This is a genomic window from Actinosynnema sp. NPDC050436 (assembly GCF_040655415.1).
GTDB lineage: Bacteria > Actinomycetota > Actinomycetes > Mycobacteriales > Pseudonocardiaceae > Actinosynnema.
Genome location: NZ_JBFAJV010000016.1, coordinates 56,449 through 83,196, shown reverse-complemented (window position 1 = coordinate 83,196; position 26,748 = coordinate 56,449). Strand labels below are relative to the sequence as shown.

The following is a 26,748-nucleotide window of genomic DNA, read 5'->3' as shown; positions in this document are numbered from 1 at the left end:
GGCACACTCTAGGCCGCATTGGTCTACACCACTTTAGGCGTTCCGGTCACTGGGACCGGGCAATTCGAAAGGGCGCACACGTGAAGGGCTGGAGAGGACTGGCCGTAGGTGCCGCCGCACTCGCGGTGGCCGTGGCCGGATGTGGCACGAGCACCAACGGTGGCGGCACCGGGAACTCCGGGGAACCCAAGACGCTGACGGTCTGGTTGATGGACGGCTCCGCGCCGACCACCCTGACCGACGCGCTCAACAAGGAGTTCCAGGACTCCAACTCCGGCGTCACCGTCAAGTACGAGGTCCAGAAGTGGACCGGCATCCAGGAGAAGCTCACCACCGCGCTGAGCAGCAACAACCCGCCGGACATCATCGAGCTGGGCAACACCCAGACGGCGAAGTTCGCGGCCGAGGAGACCCTCCTCGACCTCAGCGGCGAGGTGAACAACCTCAACGGTGGCGAGTGGCTCGGCGGTCTCAAGGACTCGCTGACCTGGGACGGCAAGCAGTACGCGATGCCGTTCTACGCCGCGAACCGCACCGTGGTCTACCGGACCGACCTGTTCCAGGCGGCGGGCATCACGGCCGACCCGAAGTCCCGTGACGAGTGGATCGCCGCGATCGAGAAGCTCAAGACCGCCAACGCGGCGGACCCCGAGTTCCAGTCGCTGTACCTCCCGGGCCAGTCGTGGTACGCCCTGCTCTCGTTCATCTGGGACGAGGGCGGCGACGTCGCCAAGGCGCAGGGCTCCGCGTGGGCCGGTGCGCTGAACACCCCCGAGGCCAAGGCCGGCCTCGACTTCTACAAGAAGCTGGTCGACACCTCGGGCACCAAGGCCCCGAAGGACGCCGACGAGGCCACCCCGCAGCAGTACGAGGTGTTCGCCAAGGGCAAGGTCGGCATGATGATCGCCCTGCCGTGGGAGCTGGGCAGCGCCGTCAAGGCCGACCCGACGCTGAAGGACAAGACCGCGGCGTTCCCGATCCCGTCCAAGACCTCGGGCAAGACCGCCCCGGTCTTCCTGGGCGGCTCGAACGTGGCGATCCCGCAGGGCTCGAAGAACCAGGACCTGGCCAAGGGCTACCTGAAGCTGCTGAGCTCCAAGAAGTACCAGGACATGCTGGCCGAGGGCGGCGCCGTCCCCGGTACCTCGAAGGACACCGCCAAGCTGGCCACCAGCCCGCTGGGCAAGGCCCTCGCCGCGTCCGCCCCGAACGGCAAGGTCACCCCGACCACGCCGGCCTGGGCCGCCGTCGAGGCGGGCCAGAACCCGCTCAAGGACATGCTGACCGCGTACCTGACCGGTGCCAAGCCGCTCGACGCGGCGACCGGTGACGCCAACGCCGCCCTGTCCAAGACCCTGGGCGGATGACCGGAGCATGACGGCGGTTCACACCACCGACGCCGGGGTGCCGACTGACAAGTCGGCACCCCGGCGTGCCGCTCCGGGCGGCGCGAAGCGCCGTCAGGGCAGCAGCTTCGACCGGCTGCTGCCCTACCTGCTGCTGGCCCCCGCGCTGGTCGGCATCCTCTGGCTGATCGGCTGGCCGGTCCTGTCGCTGTTCGTGACCAGCTTCCGCAAGCTGAACCTCAAGGAGCTGACCCGGGGCGAGGTCGTCTGGGTCGGCGTGGACAACTACGCGTCCATCCTCGGCGACTCGACGTTCTGGGCGATCGCCGTGCGCACGGTGGTGTTCACCGCCGTCGTGGTGGGCGTCTCGGTGCTGGCGGGCCTGCTGATCGCGCTGCTCATGCGGCAGCTCTCCCCGGTGGTGCGGATCGTGCTCCAGGTGGCCATGCTGCTGGCGTGGGCCATGCCCCTGCTCGCGGCGACCACCGTCTACCAGTGGATGTTCGACCAGCAGTACGGGATCCTGAACAAGACCCTGGTGAAGCTCGGGTTCGACGGCTTCGCCGGGTTCTCCTGGTTCTCCACCGGCACGTCCACGATGTCCGTGGTCGGCCTGCTGATCGTGTGGCAGGCGATCCCGTTCCTGGCGTTCTCGCTGTACGCGGGTGTCATCGCCATCCCGCGCGACCAGTACGAGGCCGCCGGCATCGACGGCGCGTCGGTGTGGCAGACCTTCCGCGCCGTGACCTGGCCGGAGCTGCGCCCGCTGATGCTCATGGTCACCTTCCTGTCCCTGCTGTGGGACTTCAAGGTGTTCGCGCAGATCTGGGCGTTCAAGAAGGGCGGGCCGGACGGCGGCAGCACCACGCTGCCCGTCTACCAGTACCTGGAAGGCATCTCGAAGAGCCACTTCGGCGTGGCCGCCGCGGTGTCCGTGGTGATGATGGTGATCCTCGGCCTGCTCACCTTCCAGTACCTGCGCCGGCTGATCAAGCAGGAGGGCGCGCTGTGACCGCGAAGAAGATCTCGGCGAACGTCGTCGCGCTGCTGATCGCGGCCTTCTTCGCCTTCCCGACGTACTGGATGGTGTCCTCGGCGCTCAAGCCGACCAAGGACCTGCTGTCCACCGGCTACGACCTGATCCCGTTCTCGGTGACCGCGTCGAACTTCACCACCGCGTGGGCCAAGCCCGGCTTCCTCCAGTCGCTGGGCAACAGCCTGTTCGTGTCGCTGACGGCCGTGGCCGGGGCGATCCTGGTCGGCCTGCTCGCGGCGGTCGCCATGTCCCGGCTGAGGTTCCGGGGCCGCAAGGGCTTCGTGCTGCTGATGCTGATCGCGCAGCTCGCCCCGTTCGAGGCGCTGCTGATCCCGATGTTCCTGATGATGCGGGACCTCGACCTGCTCGACCGGCTGCCTTCGCTGGCGCTGATCTACTTCGCGGTGACGCTGCCGTTCTGCGCGTGGACGCTGCGCGGGTTCGTCAACGGCATCCCGCTGGAGCTGGAGGAGGCGGCGATGGTGGACGGCTGCGGCCGGTGGGGCGCGTTCCGCCGCGTCACGCTGCCGCTGCTCGGGCCGGGCCTGGTGGCCACGTCGGTGTTCGCGTTCGTCACCGCGTGGAACGAGTTCCTGTTCGCGCTGTCGCTGATCAAGGACCAGACCAAGGAGACGCTCCCGGTCTGGCTGTCCGGGTTCCAGACCAACTTCGGCACGGACTGGGGTGGCGCCATGGCCGCGTCGGCCTTGTTCACCCTGCCGGTGCTGGTGTTCTTCCTGATCGTCCAGCGCAAGATGGTCGGCGGCGTCACCGCCGGTGCCGTGAAGGGATAAGACGACATGTCGTTGCACCAGTTGGCCGCCGCCGTGCTGCTGCCGGGTTTCCACGGCACCACGGCTCCGGACTGGTTGCTCAAGCGGGTGGCGGACGGCCTGGGCGGTGTGGTGCTGTTCGGCCGCAACGTCGTGGACGACGCCCAGGTGACGGCGCTGACGGCGGCGTTGCGCGGGGTGCGGCCGGACGTCGTGGTCGGCATCGACGAGGAGGGCGGCGACGTCACCCGGCTCGACGCGGCGACCGGCTCCGAGGTGCCGGGCAACCACGCGCTGGGCGCGGCGGGCGACCTGGGCCTGACCCGGGCGGTGGCCGCGTCGGTCGGCGCCCGGCTGGCGAAGGCCGGGGTGAGCCTGAACCTCGCGCCGTCGGCGGACCTGGTGCTGACCCTGGACGACCCGGTGATCGGCGTGCGGTCCTTCGGGTCCGACCCGGTGGCGGCGGGCGAGCACGTGGCCGCGTTCGTGGACGGGATGCAGGCGACGGGTGTCGCCGCGTGCGCCAAGCACTTCCCCGGCCACGGTGCGTCCACCGTGGACTCGCACGAGGAGCTGCCGGTGCTGCCGCGCACCGAGCAGGAGCTGCGGGACGTGGAGCTGGTGCCGTTCCGCGCGGCCGTGCAGGCGGGTGTCCGGTCGGTGATGACCGGCCACCTGGTCGTGCAGGGCTGGGGCCCGCTGCCCGCGACGCTCAACCCGGAGGCCGTGCGGGTGCTGCGCGAGGAGCTGGGCTTCACCGGCGCGATCATCACCGACGGGCTGGACATGAAGGCCGTCGGCGGCGACCTCGCGCAGGGCTCGGTCCAGGCGCTGGTGGCCGGGGTGGACGCGCTGTGCCTGGGCGGTGAGCCGCTGGACGACGCCGGGCTCCAGTGGCTGATCGACAGCATCGTGGCCGCCGTGGAGCGCGGCGAGCTGCCCCGGGCGCGGCTGGAGGAGGCCGCGCGCCGCACCGCCGCGCTGGGCACGCCGCCCGCCTCGGTGGACGGGCACGACCCGGAGATCGGCCTGAAGGCGGCCCGGCAGGCGCTGGAGGTGATCGGCGACTTGGTGGTCTCCGGCCCGCCGGTGGTGCTGGACCTCGCGGTCAAGGCGTCCATCGCGGTGGGCGACGAGGTGCCGTGGGGCCTGGGCCCGTACCTGGTCGACCTGGTGCCCGGCACGACCGTGCTGGACACCCGGGACGCCGACGAGGTCGCGGCGGCGGCCGGCGGGCGGACGGTGGTGGTCGTGACGAGAGAGGCACATCGCTTCCCGTGGGCTCGCAACCTGGTGGGCGCACTGGTTACTATTGGTCTAGACCTAGTGCACGTCGAGACCGGCGTCCCGGGTCCGGACCTGGGCACCGCTGCCCGCGTGAACACCCATGGCGGTTCACGGGTGTGCCTGCGAGCCGCGGCAGAGCGCATCGCCGCCAGCACCTGAGAAGGGCCATTCGATGACCGACCACCAGCCCGGCAGGCACATGGCGGCCGAGATCGGCCAGCAGCCCGCGATCTTCGCGGACCTGGTGTCCCGGCGCTCCTCCATCGCGGCGGTCGCCGACGCGATCCGCGAGCGCCGGCCCAGGTTCGTCCTGCTGGCCGCGCGCGGGTCGTCCGACCACGCGGCCATCTACGCGAAGTACCTGACCGAGGTGCTGCTCCAGTTGCCCGCCGGTCTGGTGTCCCCGTCCACCACCACGCTCTACGGCGCGCAGCCCGACCTGCGGGACGTGCTCGTCGTGTCGGTCAGCCAGAGCGGCGGGTCGCCCGACCTGCTGGAGGTCACCCAGTCGGCGCGCGCTCGCGGCGCGCTGACCGTGGCCGTCACCAACACCTCCGACTCGCCGCTCAACGGCGCGGCGGAGCTGGCCGTGGACGTCGGCGCGGGCGTCGAGCAGGCCGTCGCGGCGACCAAGACCTACTCCGCCACGCTGCTCGCGCTCTACCTGCTGGTGGACGCGATCCGGGGCGGCGACGGCGCGGCCGTGCGGGGCATCGGCGAGCAGGCCCAGTCCACCCTGGACAGGTCGGCGGACGCGGTCGCCGAGGCCGTGCAGCGGTACCGCTTCGTCGACCGGGTGCTCACCACCGGGCGCGGCTACTCGCTGCCGTCCGCGCTGGAGTCGGCGCTCAAGCTCGCCGAGACCAGCTACCTGGCCGCCCGCGCGTACTCCGGCGCGGACCTGCTGCACGGGCCGGTCGCGGCCGTCGACGGCGAGACCGCCGTGCTCGCGGTGACCAGCGCCGGCAAGGGCGGCGAGGCCATGCACGACGTCCTGGACGTGGTGCACGGGCGCGGCGCGGACGTGCTGGCCGTGGGGTCGGCGGCGGACAAGGTGGCGGCGGCGCTGCGCATCCCGGTCGCCGAGACGGCCGAGGAGGTCGCGCCGATCCTGGAGATCCTGCCGGTCCAGCGGCTGGCCCACGGCCTGGCGCTGGCGCGCGGCGGCGACCCGGACAGCCCGCGCGGCCTGAACAAGGTCACCCGCACCCGCTAGTCGACCCGCACCGACCGGACGGACCCGCACCGGCCGCCCGGACCACACCGATGCCCCCGGCGATCCCGGGGGCATCGTCGTACCCGGCGTCAGCCGGGCCGGAACTCCAGCAGGCAGCGACCGGCCAGGTCGGTGACGGCGTCGAGCACCAGCCCGTGGGCCGAAGCGAGGTCGCGGAACTCCGCCACCCGGCGCTCCCGGCCGCCGAAGATCACCAGCATGGCCAGGTCGTGCGCGGTGCCGGCCTGCCGCCCGCCGACCGGCTCGACCACCAGCACGCGCCCGGTCGGACCGGCGGCCTCGGCGCAGCGGGCCAGCACGCGGTGGGCGTGCTCGTCGTCCCAGTCGTGCAGCACGTCGCACAGCAGGTAGGCGTCGGCCCCGGTGGGCAGCGGGTCGAAGAAGCTCCCGGCGGTCACCCGCGCCCGGTCGGCCACCCCGTGGGCGTCGAAGGTGCGGGCCGCCTCGGTCGCCGTCGGTTCGAGGTCGACCAGGTGGCCCCGCACGCCCGGGTGGGCGGCCAGGATCGCGGCCAGCAGGGCGCCGCGCCCGCCGCCGACGTCCACCAGGGTGGCGAAGCGGGCCCAGTCGCCGCCGGCGACCACCGCCGGCAGCCACGCGCGGGACCGGTCCACCATCTGGCGGTCGAAGGTCTCCCGGAGGCGGGGGTGCTCGGCGAGGTCGGCCCAGAAGTCCCGGCCGTGGCGGCGGGGGTAGCCCGCGCGGCCGGTCGTGACGCTGTGCCGCAGCTCTGCGAACGCCAGCTCGGCCCGCCCGCCCGCCGCGTCCAGGTGCAGCAGGTCGAACAGCCGGTTGTCGGCGTCCGCGCACAGGGCCGCGCCCCGGTCGGTGGTCCGGTATCCGGCGGGGTCGTGCTCCACGACCCCGAGCGTGACGAGGTGGTTCAGCAGCAGTTCCAGCGCAACCGGCGAGGCGTCGAGTTCGGCGGCGAGCCGGTCGGGGGCGGCGGCGTCCCGCAGCCGGTCCGGCAGGCCCAGGGTCACCGCGACCCGCAGCGCCATCGGGGTGGCCAGGCCGGCCAGTTCCAGCAACTCCGCGACGTGTTCTTCCACGTCGGTCAACGCTGTCACGCCCGTCAAAGGGAAAACGGCCCGACCGCCTTCGGGGGCGGCCGGGCCGTGTCCGCTACCTCGCGGTGGCCAGCTCCTGGCTCACGTCCAGTTCGGCGTCGTAGACGACCTCGCCGTCCACCCACACCTTGCGCGGGCGCAGGTCGTCGTCCCACCAGACCAGGTCGGCGACCGCGCCGGGCGCGATCCGGCCGAGGGTGGGCTCGCCGATCGCGTCGGCCGGGATGATCGTGGCCGAGGCGAGCGCGTCCGCGACGTCCACGCCGACCGAGACGATGTTGCGCACCGCCCGGTCGAGGGTGAGCGCGCTGCCCGCGATGGTGCCCTCGGGCGAGCGCGGCACGCCGTCCTCGCTGAGCACCACGACCTCGCCGCCGAGCTGGTAGCGGCCCGGCGGCATCCCGGCCGCCGCGACGGCGTCGGTCACCAGGGCGACCCGGTGGCCGGCGGCGTTGAACACCAGCCGGCACACGTCCGGGCCCACGTGGGCGAGGTCGGCGATCAGGCCGAGGGTGAACCGGTCGTCCACCAGGGCCACGCCGGGCACGCCCGGTTCGCGGTGGCCCAGCGGGCGCTGCGCGTTGAACAGGTGGGTCACCATCCGCGCGCCGGCCTCGGCGGCGGCCCGGGTCTGCTCGCCGGTCGCGTCGCTGTGGCCGACCGCGACCAGCACGCCCGCCTCGGACAGCCGCCGCACGGCCGCGAGGCCGCCGGGCTGCTCGGGGGCCAGCGTGACCAGGCGCAGCGCGCGGCGCAGGTCGTCGGCCAGCAACAGGTCGATCTCGGCCGGTCCCGGGTCCACCATCAGCGCCGGGTCGTGCACGCCCGGCCGCTTGGGCGACAGGAACGGGCCTTCCAGGTGCACGCCGAGCGGGCGGGCGCCGGAGCCCTCGGGCAGCGCGGCGGACGCGGCCAGCACGGCGCGCGCCTGGCGCAGCGCGACCGCGACCGGCGCGGTGATCAACGTCGGCAGGAATCGGGTCACACCGGTTTTCGGGAGGGACCTGGCGACGAAGCGCATCCCCTCGTCGTCCACCTCGGCGAAGTCGACCCCGACCGCCCCGTTGACCTGCACGTCCACCAGGCCCGGGGTGAGCAGGCCGCCGGTCAGCACCTCGGCGCCGGCGGGCGGTTCGCCCGGTGCGACGTCGACGATCCGCCCCGCCCGGACGCGCACGGCGGCGGGACCGGTGATGGTGCGACCGAGCAGTGCTCGCGGAGCTGCGACAACGGTGTCCAAGGTCCCTCCTCAAATGGTCTGGACCATTATGGCCGTAACCGGTGTGCGGCGTCACGTCTGGTTGGAAGATAACCGTAATGCAATTTTCAACGTCAACAATTCTCTGAACGGTTCCTGGACGCGCGTCCGACCCCTCCGGGGCGACCCGGTGGCCCATACTGGGCGGTAGACATCCGAGGTCTACGGAGGTGCCCGTGGCAGTCACCGACGACGCGATCCTGCGCGTGAAGGAGATGATCACCTCCGGCGAGCTCAAGCCCGGCGACCGACTGCCCCGGGAAGCCGACCTGGCCGAGCGGCTGGGGTTGTCGCGGAACTCGCTGCGCGAGGCGGTCAAGGCGCTGTCGCTGGTCAGGGTGCTGGACGTGCGCCAGGGTGACGGCACCTACGTGTCCAGCCTGCGGGCCGACGACCTGCTCGGGGCGCTGTCGTTCGTGCTCGACCTGCACCGGGGCGAGGACTCCGTGCTGGAGGTCCTCCGGGTGCGCCGCATCCTCGAACCGGCCGCCGCCGCGATGGCCGCCCAGCGGGTCGGGGCCGAGGACGTCGCCTGCCTGCGCACCCTGTGCGACGCCGCCGAACAGGCGCGGTCGGTGGAGGAACTGGTCGAGCACGACCTCGGGTTCCACCGCGCGATCGCGCGCTGCTCCGGCAACGCCTACCTGGCCCAGCTGCTGGACACGCTGGCCGCGCCGACCGCGCGGGTGCGGATCTGGCGCGGCATCACCCGGGGCGGCGCGGTCGAGCGCACGCTCGCCGAGCACCGCGCGATCGTGGACGCCCTGGCCGCCCACCAGGTCGAGCTGGCCCGGTCGTGGTCCACCGTGCACGTGGCCGGCGTCGAGCAGTGGTTGTCCGACCTGGCCCGACCGTGACCCCGGCCCCGGTCCGCGCGCGGGCCGGGGCCGGTCACCCGCTAGGCCGGCGGCACCCGGTCCGCGCGGCGGAAGTGGAACGGGCAGGTCGTCCCGCCGAGGGCGATCGTGGTCGGGCGGGTGAAGTCGACGCCGTGCCGGTCGCGGTCGATCGCGCCGATCCACGCCGCGTCGAACCGGCAGAACACCGGCCCCAGCTCCGGCACCCCGCACGCGGCGAGCACCGCCACGTAGAAGCACCGGGTGACGTCCAGCAGGTAGCTGTCCGCGTCCTCCGACCGGGCGAACGCGAAGTCCGCGCCGAAGTAGGTCACCTCGCGGTCCTTCGACACGTCGGTGATCGTCCGGAACGGGTCGTCCGACGCGTCCAACGCGGCCTTGGTGGTGTCGTGCACGTACGGCCGCAGCGGCTCGTGGAACGCCTGCGCGACGAGGGAGAGCGCCTCTTCACGGGGCATCCGGTCGAGCAGCGCCCGGTACCCGGCCACGACGGTCGCGGTGAGCGGCAGGTGCGGGCTGTCGCAGCCGACGCGCGGGCCCGCCTCCGCGACGGCCCGCGCCACGCCCGCGTCCACCTCGGCCGCCGGCACGTGGTCCGCCAGGTGGGCGCGGAACAGTTCGATGATGTGGTCGTTCACAGTGGTGGTGTCCTTCTCGGTCCGTACCCGCGCACGCGCGGGACGGCCGGCACGCTCCACCACCAACCTGGCGCCGACCAGGGTTTCGCTGACGACCCAGGACCGTACACCGCGCGCCGGGCGGGGATCAGCCGGTTCCCGGTCGCAGCAGCCCCTCGGCGGTGAGGTCGTCCCGGAGCGCGGCGGGCACCGGGACCGCCAGGTGCGCCGCGTCGGCCCGCACCTCCTCCGCCGAGCGGGCCCCGACCAGCGCCGGGTCAGCGCGAGCAGGACGGCCGGGAGGCCCTCGCGGGCGGCGCGGTCCCGCTCGCCGGGCCGCAGGTCGACGTCGTGCAGCAGGGCCACGTCGACCCGGTCCGGCCCGAGCCTGGCCGGCGAGTCGTCCCGCGACCGGCACACGCCGTCCGCGCCGAAGTCCCGCACCCCCGGTGGGTGGCGGGCACGGCGAACCCGGTGGCCAGGTCGTCGCCGGCCGCCGGTTCCAGCAGCCGGCCGACCGATCGGCCCGTGGCGCAGAGGTCGGACGTGTGACCCGTCGGTGACCGTCCGGGGTCGAGATCGACACGCTGAGTGGTCCGATGACTTGCCCGAGCACGACGGTCCGGAACCATTCACGGTGCAAGACGGAGAACCGAAGCGACCACACCCGCTGCCCGCCCGCTGCACAGACGACGAAAGGTCCCGATGAGACACCTCCGCGCGGTGTGGACGTCCGCCGCCACCACCGCCGCACTGCTCGCCTCGCTGACCACGTCGGGGGTCGCCAGCGCCCAGGACCAGCCCGCCGAGCCGGTCGCGCCCACGCGCGCGCAGCCGGGTGGCACGGGGTCCTCCGAGCGCGTCGGGTCGACCCTGGCGGAGGCCACCGGCGCGGTCACCGCGTTCGTCGAGCTGGCCGAGACGCCCGCAGCCGAGGCGTTCGACACCGAGAAGGCGCGCGGCGCGGGGGACCAGCAGGCCGCCGCCTCCGCCCAGGCGACCCGGCAGCGCACCGACGACACCGCCAACCGGGTGCTCGACGTGCTGCGCGGCAAGGACTCCGCCACCCAGGAGGTCGCCAAGACCGCCAACGCCGTGCCCGGCGTCGTCGTCACCGCCGACGCGGCGAAGGTCCGCGAGCTCGCCGCGCTGCCCGAGGTCAAGGCCGTCCGGCTGGCCGTGCCGAAGGTCGTGCAGAACGCCGGGTCCGTGCAGCTCACCCGCGCCTCGCGGGTGTGGGCGCAGACCGGCCGGTACGGCGACGGGATGCGGATCGGCATCATCGACACCGGCATCGACTACACCCACGCCGACTTCGGCGGACCCGGCACGCGCGACGCCTACCTTGCCGTGGACCGCGCCGGGGCGTGGACGCCGACCGCCAAGGTCGTCGGCGGCTACGACTTCGCGGGCGACGACTACAACGCCAACGTCCCGGCGCGGGCCACCCCCAAGCCCGACCCCAACCCGCTGGACTGCCAGGGCCACGGCACGCACGTCGCCGGCTCGGCCGCCGGCTTCGGCGAGAACGCCGACCGCAGCACGTTCACCGGGGACCACCGGACCCTCACCCCCGAGGCGCTGGACGTCATGGCGATCGGCCCCGGCTCCGCGCCCCGGGCGTCGCTCTACGCGCTGAAGGTGTTCGGGTGCGCCGGCTCCACCAACCTCACCGCGCAGGCGCTGGACTGGGCGCTGGACCCGAACGGCGACGGCGACTTCTCCGACCACCTCGACGTGGTGAACATGTCCCTGGGCTCCGACTTCGGCGGCCAGGACGACCCGGACAGCCTGTTCGTGCGCAAGCTCGTCGAGCACGGCGTGCTGGTCGTGGCCTCGGCCGGCAACGGCGGCGACTTCTACGACGTGGGCGGCTCGCCCGCCAACACGCCCGAGGCGCTCGCCGTCGCCAACACCCGCGACGCGTTCGCCATCCAGGACGGCGTCGCCGTGCCCGGCCTGGGCGACCAGCCCGGCCAGTACAGCCAGAACTACGCCGGCTACGACGCGCTCGACCTCACCGCGCCGGTCGTGCCGGTCGCCGACCAGGCCAACCTGGACGGCTGCGCCCCGATCACCCAGGACCTCACCGGCAGGTTCGCCTGGCTGGAGTGGGACGACGACGACGGCACCCGCGAGTGCGGCTCGGGCGTGCGCACCGACCACGCCCAGGCGGCGGGCGCGGCGGGCGTGCTGCTGTCCTCCACCCGGGAGAACTTCCTGGCCGGCATCGCGGGCAACGCGGGCATCCCGGTGTTCCAGTTCACCGGCCGCGCCACCGGGGCGGTCCGCCCGGCGTTCACCGCCGGCACGCTCCAGGTCACGATGACCGGCAGGCTGCGCAACTCCGTGCCCACCACCACGCCGGCGCTCGCCGACACGATCACCCCGTCGTCCGCGCGCGGCGCGCGAGGTCCGGTCGCGGCCAAGCCCGACGTCGCCGCACCCGGTGACACGATCCTGTCCGCCGACGTCGGCAGCGGCAGCGGCGGGGTGAGCATGGGCGGCACGTCCATGTCCGCGCCGCACGTCGCCGGCATCGGCGCGCTGGTCCGCGAGGCGCACCCGGACTGGACCGTCGAGGAGGTCAAGGCGGCGGTCGTGAACACCTCGGGCACCGACGTCAAGTCCGGTGACGACAGCGCCACCGGGCTGGTCGAGGCGCCCATGCGGGTCGGCGCGGGCCGGGTCGACGCGCTGTCCGCCGTCGGCACCGACCTGCTGGCCATGGTCGGGGGCGGGCGCGGCGCGGTCGGCGTGTCCTTCGGCCCGGTCGAGGCGGGCCGGCTGCCCGTGCTGCTGCGCAAGGCCGTGCGGGTGGTCAACAAGTCCGGCTCGGCCCGCCTGGTCACCGCGTCCTACCAGGCGGCGACCACCGTGCCGGGCGTCCGGTTCGAGGTGTGGCCGCCGGCCGTGCGGGTCGCGGCCGGCGAGACCGAGGAGGTCGAGGTGGTGCTGCGGGTGGCGCCCGACCAGGTGCGCAAGACCGCCGACCCGACGCTGGTCAAGCAGCAGGCCGAGGTCGCCCGCCAGTTCCTCGCCGAGGCGTCCGGCCGGCTCGTGCTCGAATCCGGTCGCGCCCGGCTGCGCGTGCCCGTCTACGCCGCGCCCAAGCCCGTTGCCGAGATCGGCGCGGAACCCGTCTCGTTCCGGGGCGGCGCGCACGCACCGCTGCGCCTGCGCGGTCGCGGCCTGGCTCAGGGCGAGGGCGACCAGGCGTACCGGTCGCTGCTCAGCGCGTTCGAGTTGCAGGGCACGTCCGGCGAGCTGCCCGACTGCACCGACGAGGTCAAGACCGACTGCGCGGTCAACAGCAGCGCCAAGGGCGGTGACCTGCGCTACGTCGGCGCGGCGTCCACGGCGGCGGTCGACAAGTCGCCGAACGCGCTGCTCGCGTTCGGCGTGGTGACCTGGCACAACTGGGTGACCCTCGGCGCGGGCAACACGCCGCAGATCCGGGTCGACACGACCGGCGACGGCGAGCCCGACTTCCGGGTCGAGGTCGTCAAACCGGTGGACGGCAACGGGAACGTGGTCGCCGACGTGTGGCTGGCGCGGACCACGCGGCTGTCCGACCGCGTCGCCGTGGACGAGCAGCCGGTCAACACCCAGTACGGCGACGTGGACACGAACGTGATGGACAGCAACGTGGTCGTGCTGCCGGTGACGCTCCGGGCGCTGGGCATCGACCCGGCGGCGGGGTCCGCCCGGATCGGCTACACGGCGGGCACGGCCGGCCAGTACCCCGCGCCGGGCAACGAGGACGGGTTCGTCGACCGGATCGGCGGGACCATGTCGTTCGAACCGCTCAAGCCGGGCTACTCGGTGCGCGCGGGCGAGACCGCCGCCGTGGTGTTCTGGGCCGAGGCCGGCCGGCGGCTGGAGGTCCACCGCGACCAGGACGCGCTGACCTCGGACAAGGCCGAGGGCCTGCTCCTGCTGCACCACCACAACGGCTCCGGCGAGCGGGCCGAGGTCGTGCGACCGCGCGGCTGACCACCGTCCGCGAGGCCCGGCACCACCCTCCCGGGTGTGCCGGGCACCCGCGTTTTCGCCCATACTCGGTCGAATGGGCTTCGTGGTGGGACTGGACGCCGGCGGCACGTCGACCAGGGCGCTCGTGCTCGACCTGGACGGCACCCGCCTGGGCGCGGGCGTGGCGGGCGGCGCGAACCCCAACTCCCACCCTCCCGAGCTGGCCGCCGCGCACGTCACCCAGGCCCTGTCGGCGGCGCTGGACGGCCTGGACGTGACCAAGGTCGAGTCGGGCGTGCTGGGCATGGCCGGGTCGAGCAAGCTGAGCGACCCGGCGGTGGCCGCGCTGTTCGAGCGGGCCTGGGCCGGCGCGGGCCTGCGCTGCCCGATGCGGGTGATCACCGACTGCGAGGCGGCGTTCGCCACCGGGTCGGCGTCGCCGGACGGCACCGTGCTGGTGGCCGGCACCGGCTCGATCGCGGCCACGATCACCGACCGCCGGCTCACCGCCACCACGGGCGGCTACGGCTGGCTGCTCGGCGACGAGGGCTCGGCGTACTGGCTGGGCCGGGAGGCGGTGCGGGCGACCCTGCGGGCGCTGGAGTCGGGCTCGCCGGACGCGCTGACCACGGCCGTGCTGACCCTGGCGGACGTGCCGCCGCACCCGCCGCGCGAGGCGTGGCGGCAGCTCATCACCCGGGCGAACCAGGACGCCCCGATCGCCCTGGCCCGCTACGCCCCGCTGGTGACGGCGCACGCGACCGCGCCGTCCGCGCGGGCGATCGTGCAGGAGGCGGTGCGGATCCTGGCCGACCTGGCGCTGGCCGACCGCCCGGAGTCGGCCGACACCCCGATCGTGCTGGTGGGCAGCCTGGTCCACGCCCACCCGCTGGGCACCCTCCTGCGCGCGGAGCTGACCGCCCGCACCAGCGCGCCCGTGCGGATCGCCACGGAGAGCTCGGCGGGCGCGGCCTGGCTGGCGGCCGTGGAAGTCCTCGGCGACACCGCACCCCGCCCGACCTGACCCCCGTGCGTTCGCCCGGGGTGCGCTCGACGTGGGGCAGGCGGCGGGCCGGCCCCGGTCGGTGTCGCGGCGGTGTGGGTGGAGTGCCGGCTACGGCCGGGTGGGCGGTGGGGTCGTCACCGGAACGCGGGGGTGGCGGAGGCCGGGGTGGTCGGCGGGCAGGGTGCGGCGGATCAGCCACCAGCTCACCGCGATGCACACCGCCTGCAACGGCCAGGTCAGGATCGCCCTCATCACGCCCAGGACCACCACCTGGCCCGCCACCCACAGCGCGCCGAACACGACCACGCGCAGCACGTACTGGCCGACCCACGCCCAGCTCGCCACCCGGTAGGCCCGCATCAGGTCCGGGTCGGCCCGCCAGCGGAACTTCTGGCCGGTGACCAGGCCGACCACCACGCCCAGGAACGGCCACCGCACGACGATGCTCGCCGCCCACGCCAGCGCCGACGCGGCGTTGACGAAGATCTGGAGCAGGAAGAAGTCCTCGGCCCGCCCGGTCTGCAACGCGATGTAGGCCGCGACCACCACCAGGGCGACCGACACCAGGACGGCGCGCGGGCGTTCGCCGCGCAGCAGCCGCACGACCCCGATCACGACGCCGCTGACGACCGCCACCGCCGCGCCGACCGCGATGGACTGCCCGCTCGCCACCCACCCCAGGGCGAACGCCAGCGGCGGCAGGGAGGCGTCCAGCGCGCCCCTGCGCCCGCCGAGCAGGCCGGCCAGCGAGTCAGGACGAGTGTCGGTCATGCCTCCAGGGTGCCTTAGGCAAACCTAACCCAGGTAACGGACCCGTCTCGGAGCATTGACCTCCGGTGAGCCCCGTCACTACGGTGGCCGAAATCGTCTGGAAAGTTAACAGACAGGAGGACCGATGCGAGCCGGTAGCCCCCGACTGCTGCGCGAGATCAACGACCGCGCGGCGATCGAGGCCCTGCTGCGCAACGGACCCCTCACCCGGTCCGAGCTGGAGGGCATCATCGGGCTGTCCAAGCCCGCCACGGCCCAGCTGCTGACCCGCCTGGAGACCGAGGGCACGGTCCTGCGCAACGGCCTGCGCGGCGGCGGGCGCGGTCCGCGCGCCCAGCTCTGGACGGTCAACGGCGCCCTCGCCCACGTGGCCGCCATCGACCTCACGCCGGACACCGTCGACGTCGCCGTCGCCGACATCTCCGGCACCCTGCTCACCGAGCACAGCGCGCCGATGCCGCGCACCGACGTGCTGGAGGCGTTCCACGGCGCGGTCACCAAGGCCGCGAACCAGGCCGGGCTGTCGCCGGAGGCGCTGCGCCACGTGGTGGTCGGCTCGCCCGGCGCGGTGGACCCGGCGACCGGGCGGCTCAACTACGCGCCGCACATGCCCGGCTGGGAGGGCTTCGACATCCCCGGCACGCTCACCGACCTGCTCAGCACCCCGGTCACCGTCGAGAACGACGTGAACCTGGTCGCGCTGGAGGAGATGGTCGCCGGGCGGGCCACCGACGTGCGGGACTTCGTCCTGCTGTGGCCGGCCGACGCGGTGGGCGCGGCGGTCGTGGTCAACGGCGTGCTGCTGCGCGGCGCGACCGGCGGCGCGGGCGAGATCGACGCCATGCAGGTGCCCGACCACGCCACCGCCGAGACCGGCACCGAGCGCCGGGGCGCGCGCTACGGCGACCTGCTCGACAGCTCCGCCATCGTCCGGCTGGCCCGCGCGCACGGGGTGTCCGCCCGCACCGGCCAGGCCGCCGTCCGCAAGGCCCTGGGCGAGGGCACCTCCGGCCGGGAGTTCCTGGTCGACCTCGCCCGCCGGATCGCCACCGGGGTGGCGAACGTCATCTCGGTGCTCGACCCCGAACTCGTCCTGCTCTCCGGCGACATCGCCCAGGCCGGCGGCTCCACGCTCGCCGACCTGGTCGCCGCCGAGCTCCGCCGACTGGTGGTGCCCCGCACCCCGGTCCAACTCGCCCTGGTGACCGGGAAGCCGGTGCGCTCCGGCGCGCTGCACGCCGCGCTGTCGGTCGTCAGGGAACAGGTGTTCGGCCTACCCGCCGCCACGACCGAACCCTTCCGAGGCCCGAAGCACGCCTGAGACGTCACTCCACGCCGAAGGTGTCCCAGGGCCGCAACGTTCCCGTCCGCACGTTGAGAGAAGGAGAGCACATGCGCAAGGTCTCGCGCGCAGCGGTGCTATGCGTGGCCGCCGCGGTAACCCTGTCCGCCTGCGCGGCAGGCGCGGGCAAGTCCGACCAGTCCGGTGGTCCGGCCGCCGCACCCGGCAAGGACGACAAGTTCACGCTCACCGTGTGGAGCAACTACTCCGGCCGGGAGCAGGACGAGGTCACCAAGGCGTTGGAGAGCTTCAAGGCGAAGTACCCCAACGCCGAGATCAAGCACGAGGGCAGCCAGGACGACGACAAGATCACGGCGGGCATCCGCAGCGGCAACCCGCCGGACGTGGCGCTGTCGTTCACCACGGACAACATCGGCCAGTTCTGCTCGTCCGGGTCGTTCCAGGACCTCAAGCCCTACATCGACCGGGACAAGGTCGACCTCGACCAGATCCCCGAGGCGGTGCGCTCCTACACCGAGTACAAGGGCAACCGCTGCGCGATGCCGATGCTCAGCGACGTGTACGGCCTGTACTACAACAAGGAGCTGCTCGCCGCCGCCGGCATCACGGCCCCGCCGAAGACGACCGCCGAGCTGCTCGACTTCGCCAAGCGCACCACCAAGAAGGCCCCGGACGGCTCGATCGAGGTCGCGGGCTTCCTGCCCACCATGCTGTTCTACGCCAACCGGCCGCCGATCTGGGCCCCGAACTTCGGCGCGAAGTGGGCCGGCCCGGACGGCAAGTCGGCGCTGGCCTCGCCCGAGTGGGCGGAGATGCTGAAGTTCCAGAAGGAGCTGGTGGACTTCTACGGCTTCGACGCCCTGGAGCGGTTCCGCTCGGGGCTGGGCCAGGAGTACTCCACGGACCACGCGTTCCACCAGCAGAAGATCGCCATGATGATGGACGGCGAGTACCGGACCGCGTTCCTGAAGGACCAGGCGCCGAACGTCAAGTTCGGCACCGCGCCGTTCCCGACGATCAAGCCCGACCTGTACGGAATCGGCTTCACCACCGGCACGATCATGGGCGTGCCGAAGGGCGCGAAGAACGCCGGCGCGGCGTGGGAGCTGATCAAGCACCTGTCGTTCGACACCGACACGATCGTCACCCTGGCCAACGGGATCAAGAACATCCCGAGCACCAAGGCCGCGCTGGAGGACCCGAAGCTGGAGGTGGACGAGAACTTCAAGACGTTCATCGACCTGGCCAAGAGCGGCAAGCTCCAGGGCAACCCGGTGACGCCGATCGGTGACGCGCACATCAAGGCGATCGGCGACTTCGCCACGCTGTGGCAGTCGGGCAAGGTCCCGGACCTGATGGCCGGCTTGAAGGAAGTCGACCAGCGGATCGACGACGAGATCGCCAAGAGCGGCAAGTAGACATGACCGCCACGCTCGAACGCGTGGACGCGGCGCGGCCCGCCCCTGCGAAGGGGCGGTCCCGCTCCCGCGCCCGCAACCGGTTGACCGTGCTGGCCTTCATGGCACCGGCCGTCCTCGGGTTCGCCGTGTTCTTCGGCTACCCGCTGGTCGCCACGGTCGTGTTCTCCTTCACCAAGTACGACCTGATCAACGCGCCCGAGTGGATCGGGTTGGAGAACTACACCTACATGTTCAAGGACAAGCTGTTCTTGACGTCGGTGTACAACACGCTGTGGTTCGTGGTCGTGCTGACGTTCGCGCGGGTGCTGTTCGCGCTGGGCGTGGCGTCGGTGGTGGCCCGGCTGAAGTCGGGCGTCGGCCTGGTGCGCACCCTGTGCTACCTGCCCTCGCTCGCACCGCCGGTCGCCGCGACGCTGGTGTTCTTCCTGGTCATGCGGCCGAACGAGGGCCCGCTGGACACGTTCCTCGGCTGGTTCGGGGTGCAGAGCCCGCTGTGGTTCGCCGACCCCGCGTGGTCCAAGGTCGGCATCACGGCGGTGATGCTGTGGGTGTCCGGCGACCTGATGATCATCATCCTGGCGGCGGTGCTCGACGTGCCCCAGGAGCAGTACGAGGCGGCCCAGCTCGACGGGGCCGGCGCGCTGCGGCGGTGGTGGCACATCACCCTGCCCACCATCTCGCCGGTGCTGATGTTCGGCGTGGTGAACTCGATCATCCTGGCGTTGCAGCTGTTCACCCAGGCGGTGGTCGCCGGGTCGGCGGCCAGCGGCGCGGCGGACATCACCGGCGCGACCAAGAACATCGGCTTCCCGGAGAACTCGACGCTGACGTTCCCGGTCTGGCTCTACACCAAGGGCTTCCGGTACTTCGACATGGGTTACGCGGCGGCGATGGCGACCGTGCTGTTCATCGTCTCGTTCGCCGCCACGGCGCTCCTCGTGCAGCGGATGCGCAAGGCCAGCCACCAGGAGGAAGGGGGCGGGGGCGCATGACCGCCGTGCTCGACCGCGACACCGCCGTTCGGGAGGAGTCGCCGAAGCCCCGCAACTGGCGCGGGGTCCTGGACTGGGTGGCCGTGCACAGCATCGGCATCGCGCTGGCCCTGATGTTCGCGCTGCCCGTCCTGTTCGTGTTCCTCACCGCGGTGATGTCGGACAACCAGGCGTTCACCAGGGACCTGTGGCCGCGCGAGTGGCACTGGGGCAACTTCCTGGAGGTCTTCGACAAGGCCCCGCTGCTGAAGTACCTCGGCAACAGCCTGCTGTACTCGCTGCTGGCCACCGCCGGGATGCTGCTGTCGTCGATCCCCGCCGCCTACGCGCTGGCGAAGCTGCGCTGGCGCGGGCGCAACGCGGTGTTCCTGCTCGTGGTCGGCGCGATGATGCTGCCGCCGCAGGTGGTCGCCGTGCCGCTGTACGACACGTGGTCCAGCCTGGGCCTGACCGGCACGCTGTGGCCGCTGATCGCGCCGTACTTCCTGTTCGACGCGTTCAGCATCTTCCTGCTGCGCCAGTTCATCCTCACCATCCCGCAGTCCTACGTGGACGCCGCGCGGGTGGACGGCTGCACCGAGTTCCAGGCCCTGGTGCGGATCGTCGTGCCGATGGCCCGGCCGGGCATCGCCGCCACGGCCCTGTTCTGCTTCCTCTACACGTGGAACGACTACTTCGGCCCGCTGCTCTACACCGGCGAGAGGCCGGACGAGTGGACGCTGTCGCTGGCCCTGTCGTCGTTCAAGGGGATGCACCACGTCCAGTGGAACCTGGCGATGGCCGCGACGCTGCTGATCATGATCCCGGCCGTGGTGCTGTTCGTCTTCGCCCAGCGCTCGTTCGTCAAGGGCATCACATTCACTGGAGTCAAAGGATGAAGCTCACCGTTGTCGGTGGCGGATCGACCTACACCCCGGAGTTGGTGGACGGCATCGCGGGACGCCGGACCAGCCTCGCGGTGGACGAGATCGTCCTGGTCGACCCGGACGCCGAGCGCCTGGCCGTGGTCGGCGCGTTCTCCCAGCGACTGCTGGAGCACGCCGGCCACCCCGCGCGCGTCCGCACCACCTCGGACCTCGACGAGGGCGTCGACGGCGCGTCCGCCGTGCTGCTGCAACTGCGCGTCGGCGGCCAGGCGGCCCGCGCCCAGGACGAGACGTTCCCGCTGGTGTGCGACTGCGTCGGCCAGGAGACGACCGGGGCGGGCGGCCTGGCCAAGGCGCTGCGGACGGTGCCGGTGGTGCTGGACATCGCCGACCGGGTGCGCGCCGTCGCGGGCGAGGACACCTGGATCGTCAACTTCACCAACCCGGTGGGGATCGTGACCCGCGCGCTGCTCCAGGCGGGGCACCGCGCGGTGGGCCTGTGCAACGTGGCGATCACGTTCCAGCGCTGGACCTCCGCGCTGCTCGGCGTCGACCCGGAGTCGGTGCGGCTGGAGCACGTCGGCCTCAACCACCTGACGTGGGAGCGCGGCGTGTTCGTCAACGGCGTCGACCGGCTGCCGGAGCTGCTGGCGCACCACGCGGAGGCGCTGGCCGAGCACATCGGCGTGCCCGCGCCCCTGATGCGCAGGCTGGGGATGGTCCCCTCGTACTACCTCAAGTACTTCTACGACCACGACGACGTTGTCGAGAAGCAGAAGTCGAGCCCTCCGCGCGCGGAGGTGGTGGCTGCGGTGGAGAAGGAGCTGCTGGACCTGTACGGCGATGTCAACGTCGTCACCAAGCCCGAGCAGCTCGCCCAGCGCGGCGGCGCGTACTACTCCGAGGCGGCCGTGCAGCTCGTGCACGCGCTGACCGGCGGCACGGGCGCGGAGCAGCACGTGGTCAACGTGCGCAACGGCCGCACCCTGCCGTTCCTGCCCGAGGACGCGGTCATCGAGGTGCCGGCGGCGGTCACCTCGCAGGGCGCGCGGGCGCTGCCGGTGGAGCCGCTGGAGCCCTCGATCTCCGGCCTGATCGCGCACGTGACCGCCTACGAGCACCTGGCGCTCGACGCGGCCGTGCACGGCGGGCGGGACCGGGTGGCGGACGCGCTGCTGGCGCACCCGCTGGTCGGGCAGCACGCGATCGCCGACCGGCTGGCCGACGAGCTGGTGTCGCGCAACCGCGACTTCCTGCCCTGGGCGAAGGGCCGGGGGGCTTGATGACCGACCGGGTGCTCGCCATCGACGGCGGGAACAGCAAGACGGCGGTGGCGCTGGTGGACCTCGACGGGCGGGTGCTCGCCCAGGTCCGGGGGCCCGGCGCGTCGCCGCAGAACGTCGGCCTGGCGCGCAGCCTGGAGGTGTTCGAGGAGCTGGCCCGCGCGGCGGCCCGCCAGGCGGGGCTGCCCGCCGACGAGCCGATCGCCGCGCACACCGCCGCCTACCTCGCGGGCGCCGACCTGCCGAAGGAGGAGCACGACCTGCGCGCCGCGATCGAGCGGCGCGGGTGGTCGGGCTCGACCGTCGTCGGCAACGACACCTTCGCGCTGCTGCGCGCGGGCACGTCCGACGGCATCGGCGTGGCCGTGGTGTGCGGTGCGGGCATCAACTGCGTCGCGGTGGCGCGGGACGGCCGGACGCACCGGTTCCCCGCGCTGGGCCGGATCTCCGGCGACTGGGGCGGCGGCGGGCACATCGGCAGCGAGGCGCTGTGGCTGGCCGTGCGGGCGGAGGACGGGCGCGGCGCACCGACCGCGCTGCTGCCCGCGCTGACCGCCCACTACGGCACCGCGACCATCGCGGAGGCGGTCGAGCGGCTGCACTTCGAGGAGGTCGAGCTCGACCCGCACGCGCTGTGCCCGCTGCTGTTCGAGGTGGCGGCGACCGGTGACGCGGTGGCCCAGGAGGTGGTCGACCGGCTGGTCGAGGAGGTCACCCTGCTCGCGTCGGTGTCGCTGCGGCGCCTGGCGCTGCTGGACGAGCCGGTGGACGTCGTCCTCGGCGGCGGCGTGCTGACCGGCACGGACGGCGCGGTGGTGGACGCCGTGCGGGAGCGGCTGGGCGGCCTCGCGCCGCAGGCCGAGGTGCGGGTGGTGGACGTGCCGCCGGTGGTCGGCGCGGCCCTGCTCGGCCTGGACGCGCTGGGTGCCGCGCCGGGCGCGGAATCGCGCCTGCGCACCGCGTACGAGCCCCTGGACCTGGCTGCCGGGGGCTGACCGGACGTCGGCGCGGGAGGAGGAGATCGGCGGCGGCCCTCCCCCGCGCCGGCCCAGACCCCGCTGCCCGGGGGATGTTCGGCGGCGGCTCCGCCGGGCAGCGGGCCGGACGCCCCCGCGACGACGTCAAGCGCCCGACGTCGTCGCGGGGGTTTCCTCCGCAGTGGGCGTCACACCGGTCGTCGCGGTCGTGGTGGTCGGGGTGACGACCGCCGGTTCCGCCTCGGCGGCGGAGGGCGGCGCGGCGGGCGTCGGTGTCGGCGTGATCTGCGTTGCAGTCGTCCGTGTCGCGTCGGTAGCCGGCGGCAGGCCGGCCGGGCGGCGCGCGGACGTCGGCGGCGGGGTGCCGCCGCCCTCGTACTCCATCGGCGGGCCGTCGCCGCCGGGGCCCTGGACGACCTCGGGCGGGCCGTCGATCCGCTGCTCGGGCGGCGGTTCCGGTCCTCCCCGGACCAGCGCGAAGCCGGTGACGAGCCCGGCGAGCGCGGCCAGGGCACCGAACGAGAGCAGCGGGACGGGCAGACGCGACACGGCTGGCAAGGCTACGGCCGCCCGGGTGACGAACCGCCCAATGCCGACATCAGTCCCACCATCGAGTGACACTCCGGTAACGGTGCCCGGGGTAGGTGGTGGCGTCGGCCCGCCTTTCGGAGGCATCCTGTTCAGCGCGGTCACGGGGGGTGCGCCGCGGACGAGGAGGCACGTGGTGGACGGGTTGGACAGCTACGTCGCGCTGGGGGACAGCTTCACCGAGGGCATGGACGACCCCGGCCCGAACGGCACCTACCTGGGGTGGGCGGACCGCCTGGCGGCGATGATCTCCAGCCGGCAGCGGGGTTTCCGGTACGCGAACTTCGCCATCCGGGGCAAGATGCTCCAGGAGATCGTGGACGAGCAGATCCCGCTGGCGGTCGAGCTGCGACCGAGGCTCGCCACCTTCTGCGGCGGCGGCAACGACCTGCTGGTGCCGGGCTCGGACCCGGACGCGCTCGCCGAGGTCTACGAGATCGCGGTGGCGGACCTGCGCGCGGCGGGCACCGAGGTGGTGATCTTCACCGGCTTCGACCCCAAGCACACGCCGTTCCTGCGGTCGCTGCGCGGCAAGATCGCCATCTACAACAGCCACCTGTGGTCGGTCGCCGAGCGCTACCACTGCCGGGTGGTCGACCTGTGGTCGATGACCGTCCTGCACGACCGCCGCGCGTGGAGCGAGGACCGCCTGCACCTGTCGACGGAGGGCCACCGCCGGGTGGCGCTGCGCGCGGCGGAGGTGCTGGGCTTCACGCCGGAGGAGGACTGGAGCACGCCGTGGCCGCCGCCGGCCGACGAGGACTGGATGACCCAGCGCCGGCACGACCTCAAGTGGGCGCGCGAGCACGTCGTGCCGTGGATCACCCGGCAGCTGCGCGGCGAGTCGATGGGCGACGGGGTCGTGCCCAAGCGCCCGGAGCTGCTGCCGGTCTGCGTGGACTCCTGACCCGGGGACCGTCCCCGGCCGGCCCGGCGGACCGATCCCGCCGACCACCCCGGCCGGGGCGTCCTCGGTGGGCTGGGCCCGCCGCGACGGGCCCGAGGACGGGTCAGCCGGCCGGCACTCTCCCCCGAATGCCGGCCGGCTGACGTCCGGGTGGCTTCCCCCCTGGTATCCCCCTCCAAGAGCCACCCGCCGCGCCGACCCGCCTTCCGGCGTTGATCAGCGCGCGTCACCAAGTTCCCACGAACGCCCGGTCACGTGCTAAACGACCGCTAAACCCCAGTGGTCAACGCTTCAAGGGCCGTTCGGACGAACATCGCCCGGGACGATCCCAGGCGTTCGAACAACCGCAGCGATTCCGCGAGCTCCGCTTGCGCCGCAACGACTTCCCCCCGTTTCGCCAGCACCGCGCCGAGCACCTGCCTGCCGAACGCCTCCTCCACCGCCATGGACCCGCCCCGGGCCAGCTCCACGCCCCGCCGCGCGTTCTCCTCGGCCTCGGCCGGCAGGCCCAGCTCGGCGTACAGCTCGGCCAGGTTCACCAGCGCCAGCACGTACGCGCGCTCGTTGCCGTTGCGGTGGTGCAGCTCCATCGCCTGGAACTGGTGCTGCACGGCCGTTTCCAGCCGCCCGAGGCGCTGCTCGACCTGGGCCTGGTTGTGCAGCGCGGTCGCCTCGCCCAGCGCGTCGCCCTCGCGCCGGGCGATCTCCACCGCGCTGCGGTAGTGCGCCAGCGCCTCCTCGTTGCGCCCCTCCGCCGACAGGGCGCAGGCGAGCTGGTCCAGCGTCATGACCAGGTAGCGCGGTTCGCCCAGCTCCTCGGCCAACCGGTGCGCGCGCTCGGCGTCGGGCAGCGTGCCCCGGACCGAGCCGGTCCACAGGTTCATCGCGTGCCCGGCGTGCAGCACCAGCATCTCGCCGCGCCGGTCGTCGCCGACCCGCGCGGAGGCGAGGCCGAACTCGGCGACGGCCCGCCACTCCCGGCTGACCAGCCGGGCCACGCAGTACGGGTACACCAGCCGGACGAGCTGCCACACCTGCCGGTGCAGCCCCGCCTCGGCCGCGCCGTGCACCAGGGCGATCAGGTTGGGCCACTCCTTGTCGAACCAGGAAAGCGCTTGCCCCGAGGTGGCCGGGCGGGGCGCGGACGGCTCGCCGGAAGCGAACTCCAGGCCGTCGTCCACCGGGCGGATCAGCCGCCGGGCGTGGTCGCACGCCGCCAGGTAGTGGTCCACCAGCCTGCGCAGCGCGGCGGTGCGCAGGTCCGGGTGCTCGTCGCCGACCACCTCGCGGGCGTAGAGGCGCACCAGGTCGTGCAGCACGAACCCGCCACGCCACTGCTCCACCAGCAGGTGGGCGTCCGCCAGGTCGGCCAGCCTGCCCGCCGCCGTGCCCAGGTCCGTCCGGCACAGCGCGGCGATGGCGTGCGGGCTCACCCACCGCCCCGGAACCAGGCCCGCAGCCCGAAACGTCTCCGCCAGTTCGGGCGGGAGGTTGCGGTAGGACACCGCCAGCGCCCGCGCCACGCCGACGCCGGTGTCCGCGAGGTCCAGGGTGCGCAGCCGGGCGTCGTCGTCGGAGAGCTGGGCGACCAGCGCCTCCACCGTCCACTCCGGACTGAACACCAGCTTGGCCGCCGCGATCCGCAGCGCCAGCGGCAGGTTCCCGCACAGCTCGGCCAGCATCCGGGTGGCCACCGGCTCCTGTTCGGACAGCGGCTTGCCGACCACCTCGTCCACCAGCCGCACCGACTCGTCCTCGCGCAGCGCGTCCAGCGTCAGCATCCGCGCGCCGTTGCTGACCACCAGCGGCTCCAGCCGCCGCCGGGAGGTCACCAGCACCACCGACCCCGCGCCGGGCGGCAGCAGCAGCCGCACCTGCTCCGGGTCCCACGCGTCGTCCAGCACCACCAGCACCCGCCGCCGGGCCAGCACCGACCGGTAGAGGCCGACCCTGTCGTCCAGGTCGTGCGGCACGCCGTCGGACGGCACGCCCAGCGCCAGCAGGAACCGGGCCAGCACCTCGGCCGGCTGCACCGGGTCCCGGTCCGGCGCGAAGCCGTTGAGCGAGGCGAACAGCAGCCCGTCCGGGAACTGCTCGGCGCGGCGGTGCCCCCACGTCACCGCCAGCTCGCTCTTGCCGATGCCCGGCGCCCCCGTCACCACGGCCACCGTCGTCGCGGCCGGGTCGCGCTGGTCGCACAGCCGGTCCAGCCAGGCCAGCTCCTCGTCGCGGCCGATGAACCCGGACGCCGCCGCCGGGAGCTGCGCCGGCACCACCACGCCGGGCCGGGGCGGCACGGGCGCGACCGGCTCGGCCGGGCCGGGCGAGCTCAGCGCCGGGTCGTCGCGCAGCACCTGCTCGTGCAGCACCCGCAGCTCCGGGCCCGGGTCGATGCCCAGCTCGTCCACGACCCGTCGGTGGAACCGCTGGTACGCCTCCAGCGCGTCGGCCCGCTGCCCCGACCGGTACAGCGCCCGCATGGTGTGGCCGACCAGGCGCTCCCGGAACGGGTACTCGCTGACGAGCTGGCGCAGCTCGCCGACGAGCTCCAGGTGCCGGCCGAGTTCCAGCTCGGCCTCCACCCGCTCCTCCAGTGCGGCAAGCCGAAGCTCCTCCAGGTCGGTGGTGACCGGGTCGCCGGGCACGTCGGCGAGCACCGGGCCGCGCCACAGCCCGAGCGACTCGCGCAGGAGCTGGGCCCGGATCGGGGCCGGTTTGCCCCGCGCGCCGGCCACGAGCTGCCGGGCCCGGTGGAAGTCCAGCCGCCACGGGTCGACCGCGAGCTGGTAGCCGGGCGGCGTGGTGAGGATGCGCGCGGAGCCCGCCGGGTCGGCCTGGTCGAGCATCCGCCGCAGGCGCGAGACGTAGCCGTGCACGATGGTGCGGGCGGTGGCGGGCGGGTCGTCGGTCCACAGGCTGTCCACGATCTCGTCGATCGGGACGACCCGGTTGGCCTGCAGGACCAGCATCGCCAGCAGGCCGCGCATCCCCCGCCGGCCGATCACGAGCTGGCGACCGTCGGCGAGCACCTGCAACGGCCCGAGCACACCGAACTCCAACCCGCTCTTGCTCCGCTCGGCCATGCCCCTCCCCCGCCTCGGTGGTGCACCGGTCAGTTGGCTCGGTCACTGGATCAGGTGCGCCAACCGAGCCCATGGATACCTGTGGGTAGATGTTG

The 26,748-nt window shown here is 73.3% G+C and carries 21 protein-coding genes; 15 read left to right on the top strand and 6 right to left on the bottom strand.

What is annotated here, in order from left to right; genetic code table 11:
- Positions 1-80: 80 nt before the first annotated feature.
- Genes AB0I60_RS30675 through AB0I60_RS30655 form a run of 5 tightly spaced genes read left to right on the top strand, consistent with a single transcriptional unit; the run spans position 81 to position 5,658 of the window.
- Complete coding sequence (locus AB0I60_RS30675) at positions 81-1,367, top strand: sugar ABC transporter substrate-binding protein (protein WP_360735823.1); 1,287 nt, start codon at positions 81-83, stop codon at positions 1,365-1,367.
- Between the two features lie 7 nt (positions 1,368-1,374).
- Positions 1,375-2,358 (top strand): sugar ABC transporter permease, encoded by a 984-nt coding sequence (locus AB0I60_RS30670; protein WP_360735821.1) that lies wholly within the window; start codon positions 1,375-1,377, stop codon positions 2,356-2,358.
- Entirely contained in the window at positions 2,355-3,176 is an 822-nt protein-coding gene (locus AB0I60_RS30665; protein ID WP_360735819.1) for a carbohydrate ABC transporter permease, read from the top strand. Before AB0I60_RS30670 ends, AB0I60_RS30665 begins: the two co-directional genes overlap by 4 nt.
- 6 nt (positions 3,177-3,182) lie before the next feature.
- Positions 3,183-4,601, top strand: a complete 1,419-nt coding sequence (locus AB0I60_RS30660; RefSeq protein ID WP_360735817.1) for a glycoside hydrolase family 3 N-terminal domain-containing protein — start codon at positions 3,183-3,185, stop codon at positions 4,599-4,601.
- 13 nt (positions 4,602-4,614) lie between these two features.
- Positions 4,615-5,658, top strand: coding sequence for an SIS domain-containing protein (locus AB0I60_RS30655; RefSeq protein WP_360735815.1), 1,044 nt, complete (start codon positions 4,615-4,617; stop codon positions 5,656-5,658).
- 89 nt (positions 5,659-5,747) lie between these two features.
- Here AB0I60_RS30655 and AB0I60_RS30650 read toward each other — a convergent pair whose 3' ends face one another.
- Both AB0I60_RS30650 and nagA read right to left on the bottom strand, forming a co-directional pair.
- On the bottom strand, positions 5,748-6,680 hold the full coding sequence (locus AB0I60_RS30650) for a methyltransferase (RefSeq protein ID WP_360736010.1): 933 nt from the start codon (positions 6,678-6,680) through the stop codon (positions 5,748-5,750).
- Between the two features lie 124 nt (positions 6,681-6,804).
- The gene (nagA, locus tag AB0I60_RS30645; RefSeq protein ID WP_360735813.1) at positions 6,805-7,989 is read right to left on the bottom strand and encodes an N-acetylglucosamine-6-phosphate deacetylase; all 1,185 of its coding nucleotides are present in this window, start codon (positions 7,987-7,989) and stop codon (positions 6,805-6,807) included.
- 194 nt (positions 7,990-8,183) lie between these two features.
- Here nagA and AB0I60_RS30640 point away from each other — a divergent pair, with 194 nt between their 5' ends.
- Positions 8,184-8,864: a FadR/GntR family transcriptional regulator gene (locus AB0I60_RS30640; RefSeq protein WP_360735811.1), complete on the top strand. Its 681-nt coding sequence runs from the start codon at positions 8,184-8,186 to the stop codon at positions 8,862-8,864.
- A 41-nt stretch (positions 8,865-8,905) separates the two neighbouring features.
- Here the strand turns inward: AB0I60_RS30640 and AB0I60_RS30635 are convergent, their stop codons facing one another.
- Positions 8,906-9,925 carry an L-2-amino-thiazoline-4-carboxylic acid hydrolase gene (locus tag AB0I60_RS30635; RefSeq protein WP_360735809.1) on the bottom strand — a complete coding sequence of 340 codons (1,020 nt, stop codon included), beginning with the start codon at positions 9,923-9,925 and terminating at the stop codon, positions 8,906-8,908.
- Positions 9,926-10,186: 261 nt separating this feature from the next.
- On the opposite strand from AB0I60_RS30635, the gene AB0I60_RS30630 reads away from it, so the two are divergent.
- Both AB0I60_RS30630 and AB0I60_RS30625 read left to right on the top strand, forming a co-directional pair.
- Entirely contained in the window at positions 10,187-13,477 is a 3,291-nt protein-coding gene (locus AB0I60_RS30630; RefSeq protein WP_360735807.1) for a S8 family serine peptidase, read from the top strand.
- Positions 13,478-13,550: 73 nt separating this feature from the next.
- Entirely contained in the window at positions 13,551-14,480 is a 930-nt protein-coding gene (locus AB0I60_RS30625; protein ID WP_360735805.1) for a BadF/BadG/BcrA/BcrD ATPase family protein, read from the top strand.
- Positions 14,481-14,570: 90 nt separating this feature from the next.
- Here the strand turns inward: AB0I60_RS30625 and AB0I60_RS30620 are convergent, their stop codons facing one another.
- The gene (locus AB0I60_RS30620; RefSeq protein WP_360735803.1) at positions 14,571-15,233 is read right to left on the bottom strand and encodes a DUF3159 domain-containing protein; all 663 of its coding nucleotides are present in this window, start codon (positions 15,231-15,233) and stop codon (positions 14,571-14,573) included.
- 124 nt (positions 15,234-15,357) lie between these two features.
- Between AB0I60_RS30620 and AB0I60_RS30615 the strand changes: the two genes are divergently transcribed.
- From AB0I60_RS30615 to AB0I60_RS30590, 6 genes are all read left to right on the top strand, one after another.
- Positions 15,358-16,554 carry an ROK family transcriptional regulator gene (locus AB0I60_RS30615; RefSeq protein WP_360735801.1) on the top strand — a complete coding sequence of 399 codons (1,197 nt, stop codon included), beginning with the start codon at positions 15,358-15,360 and terminating at the stop codon, positions 16,552-16,554.
- Positions 16,555-16,625: 71 nt separating this feature from the next.
- Positions 16,626-17,954, top strand: coding sequence for an ABC transporter substrate-binding protein (locus AB0I60_RS30610; RefSeq protein WP_360735799.1), 1,329 nt, complete (start codon positions 16,626-16,628; stop codon positions 17,952-17,954).
- Between the two features lie 2 nt (positions 17,955-17,956).
- Positions 17,957-18,949, top strand: coding sequence for a sugar ABC transporter permease (locus AB0I60_RS30605; RefSeq protein WP_360735797.1), 993 nt, complete (start codon positions 17,957-17,959; stop codon positions 18,947-18,949).
- A complete protein-coding gene (locus AB0I60_RS30600) occupies positions 18,946-19,827 on the top strand; it encodes a carbohydrate ABC transporter permease (protein WP_360735795.1) in 882 nt (293 codons plus the stop codon). The genes AB0I60_RS30605 and AB0I60_RS30600 overlap by 4 nt, the downstream gene beginning before the upstream one ends.
- Positions 19,824-21,098 carry a 6-phospho-beta-glucosidase gene (locus tag AB0I60_RS30595; protein WP_360735793.1) on the top strand — a complete coding sequence of 425 codons (1,275 nt, stop codon included), beginning with the start codon at positions 19,824-19,826 and terminating at the stop codon, positions 21,096-21,098. The genes AB0I60_RS30600 and AB0I60_RS30595 overlap by 4 nt, the downstream gene beginning before the upstream one ends.
- Positions 21,098-22,093: a BadF/BadG/BcrA/BcrD ATPase family protein gene (locus AB0I60_RS30590; protein ID WP_360735791.1), complete on the top strand. Its 996-nt coding sequence runs from the start codon at positions 21,098-21,100 to the stop codon at positions 22,091-22,093. The genes AB0I60_RS30595 and AB0I60_RS30590 overlap by 1 nt, the downstream gene beginning before the upstream one ends.
- A gap of 126 nt (positions 22,094-22,219) precedes the next feature.
- On the opposite strand, the gene AB0I60_RS30585 is transcribed toward AB0I60_RS30590, so the two are convergent.
- A complete protein-coding gene (locus tag AB0I60_RS30585) occupies positions 22,220-22,624 on the bottom strand; it encodes a hypothetical protein (protein ID WP_360735789.1) in 405 nt (134 codons plus the stop codon).
- Between the two features lie 175 nt (positions 22,625-22,799).
- On the opposite strand from AB0I60_RS30585, the gene AB0I60_RS30580 reads away from it, so the two are divergent.
- A complete protein-coding gene (locus AB0I60_RS30580; protein WP_360735787.1) occupies positions 22,800-23,570 on the top strand; it encodes an SGNH/GDSL hydrolase family protein in 771 nt (256 codons plus the stop codon).
- A gap of 269 nt (positions 23,571-23,839) precedes the next feature.
- On the opposite strand, the gene AB0I60_RS30575 is transcribed toward AB0I60_RS30580, so the two are convergent.
- Positions 23,840-26,653, bottom strand: a complete 2,814-nt coding sequence (locus AB0I60_RS30575; RefSeq protein WP_360735785.1) for a BTAD domain-containing putative transcriptional regulator — start codon at positions 26,651-26,653, stop codon at positions 23,840-23,842.
- Between the last annotated feature and the right edge of the window lie 95 nt (positions 26,654-26,748).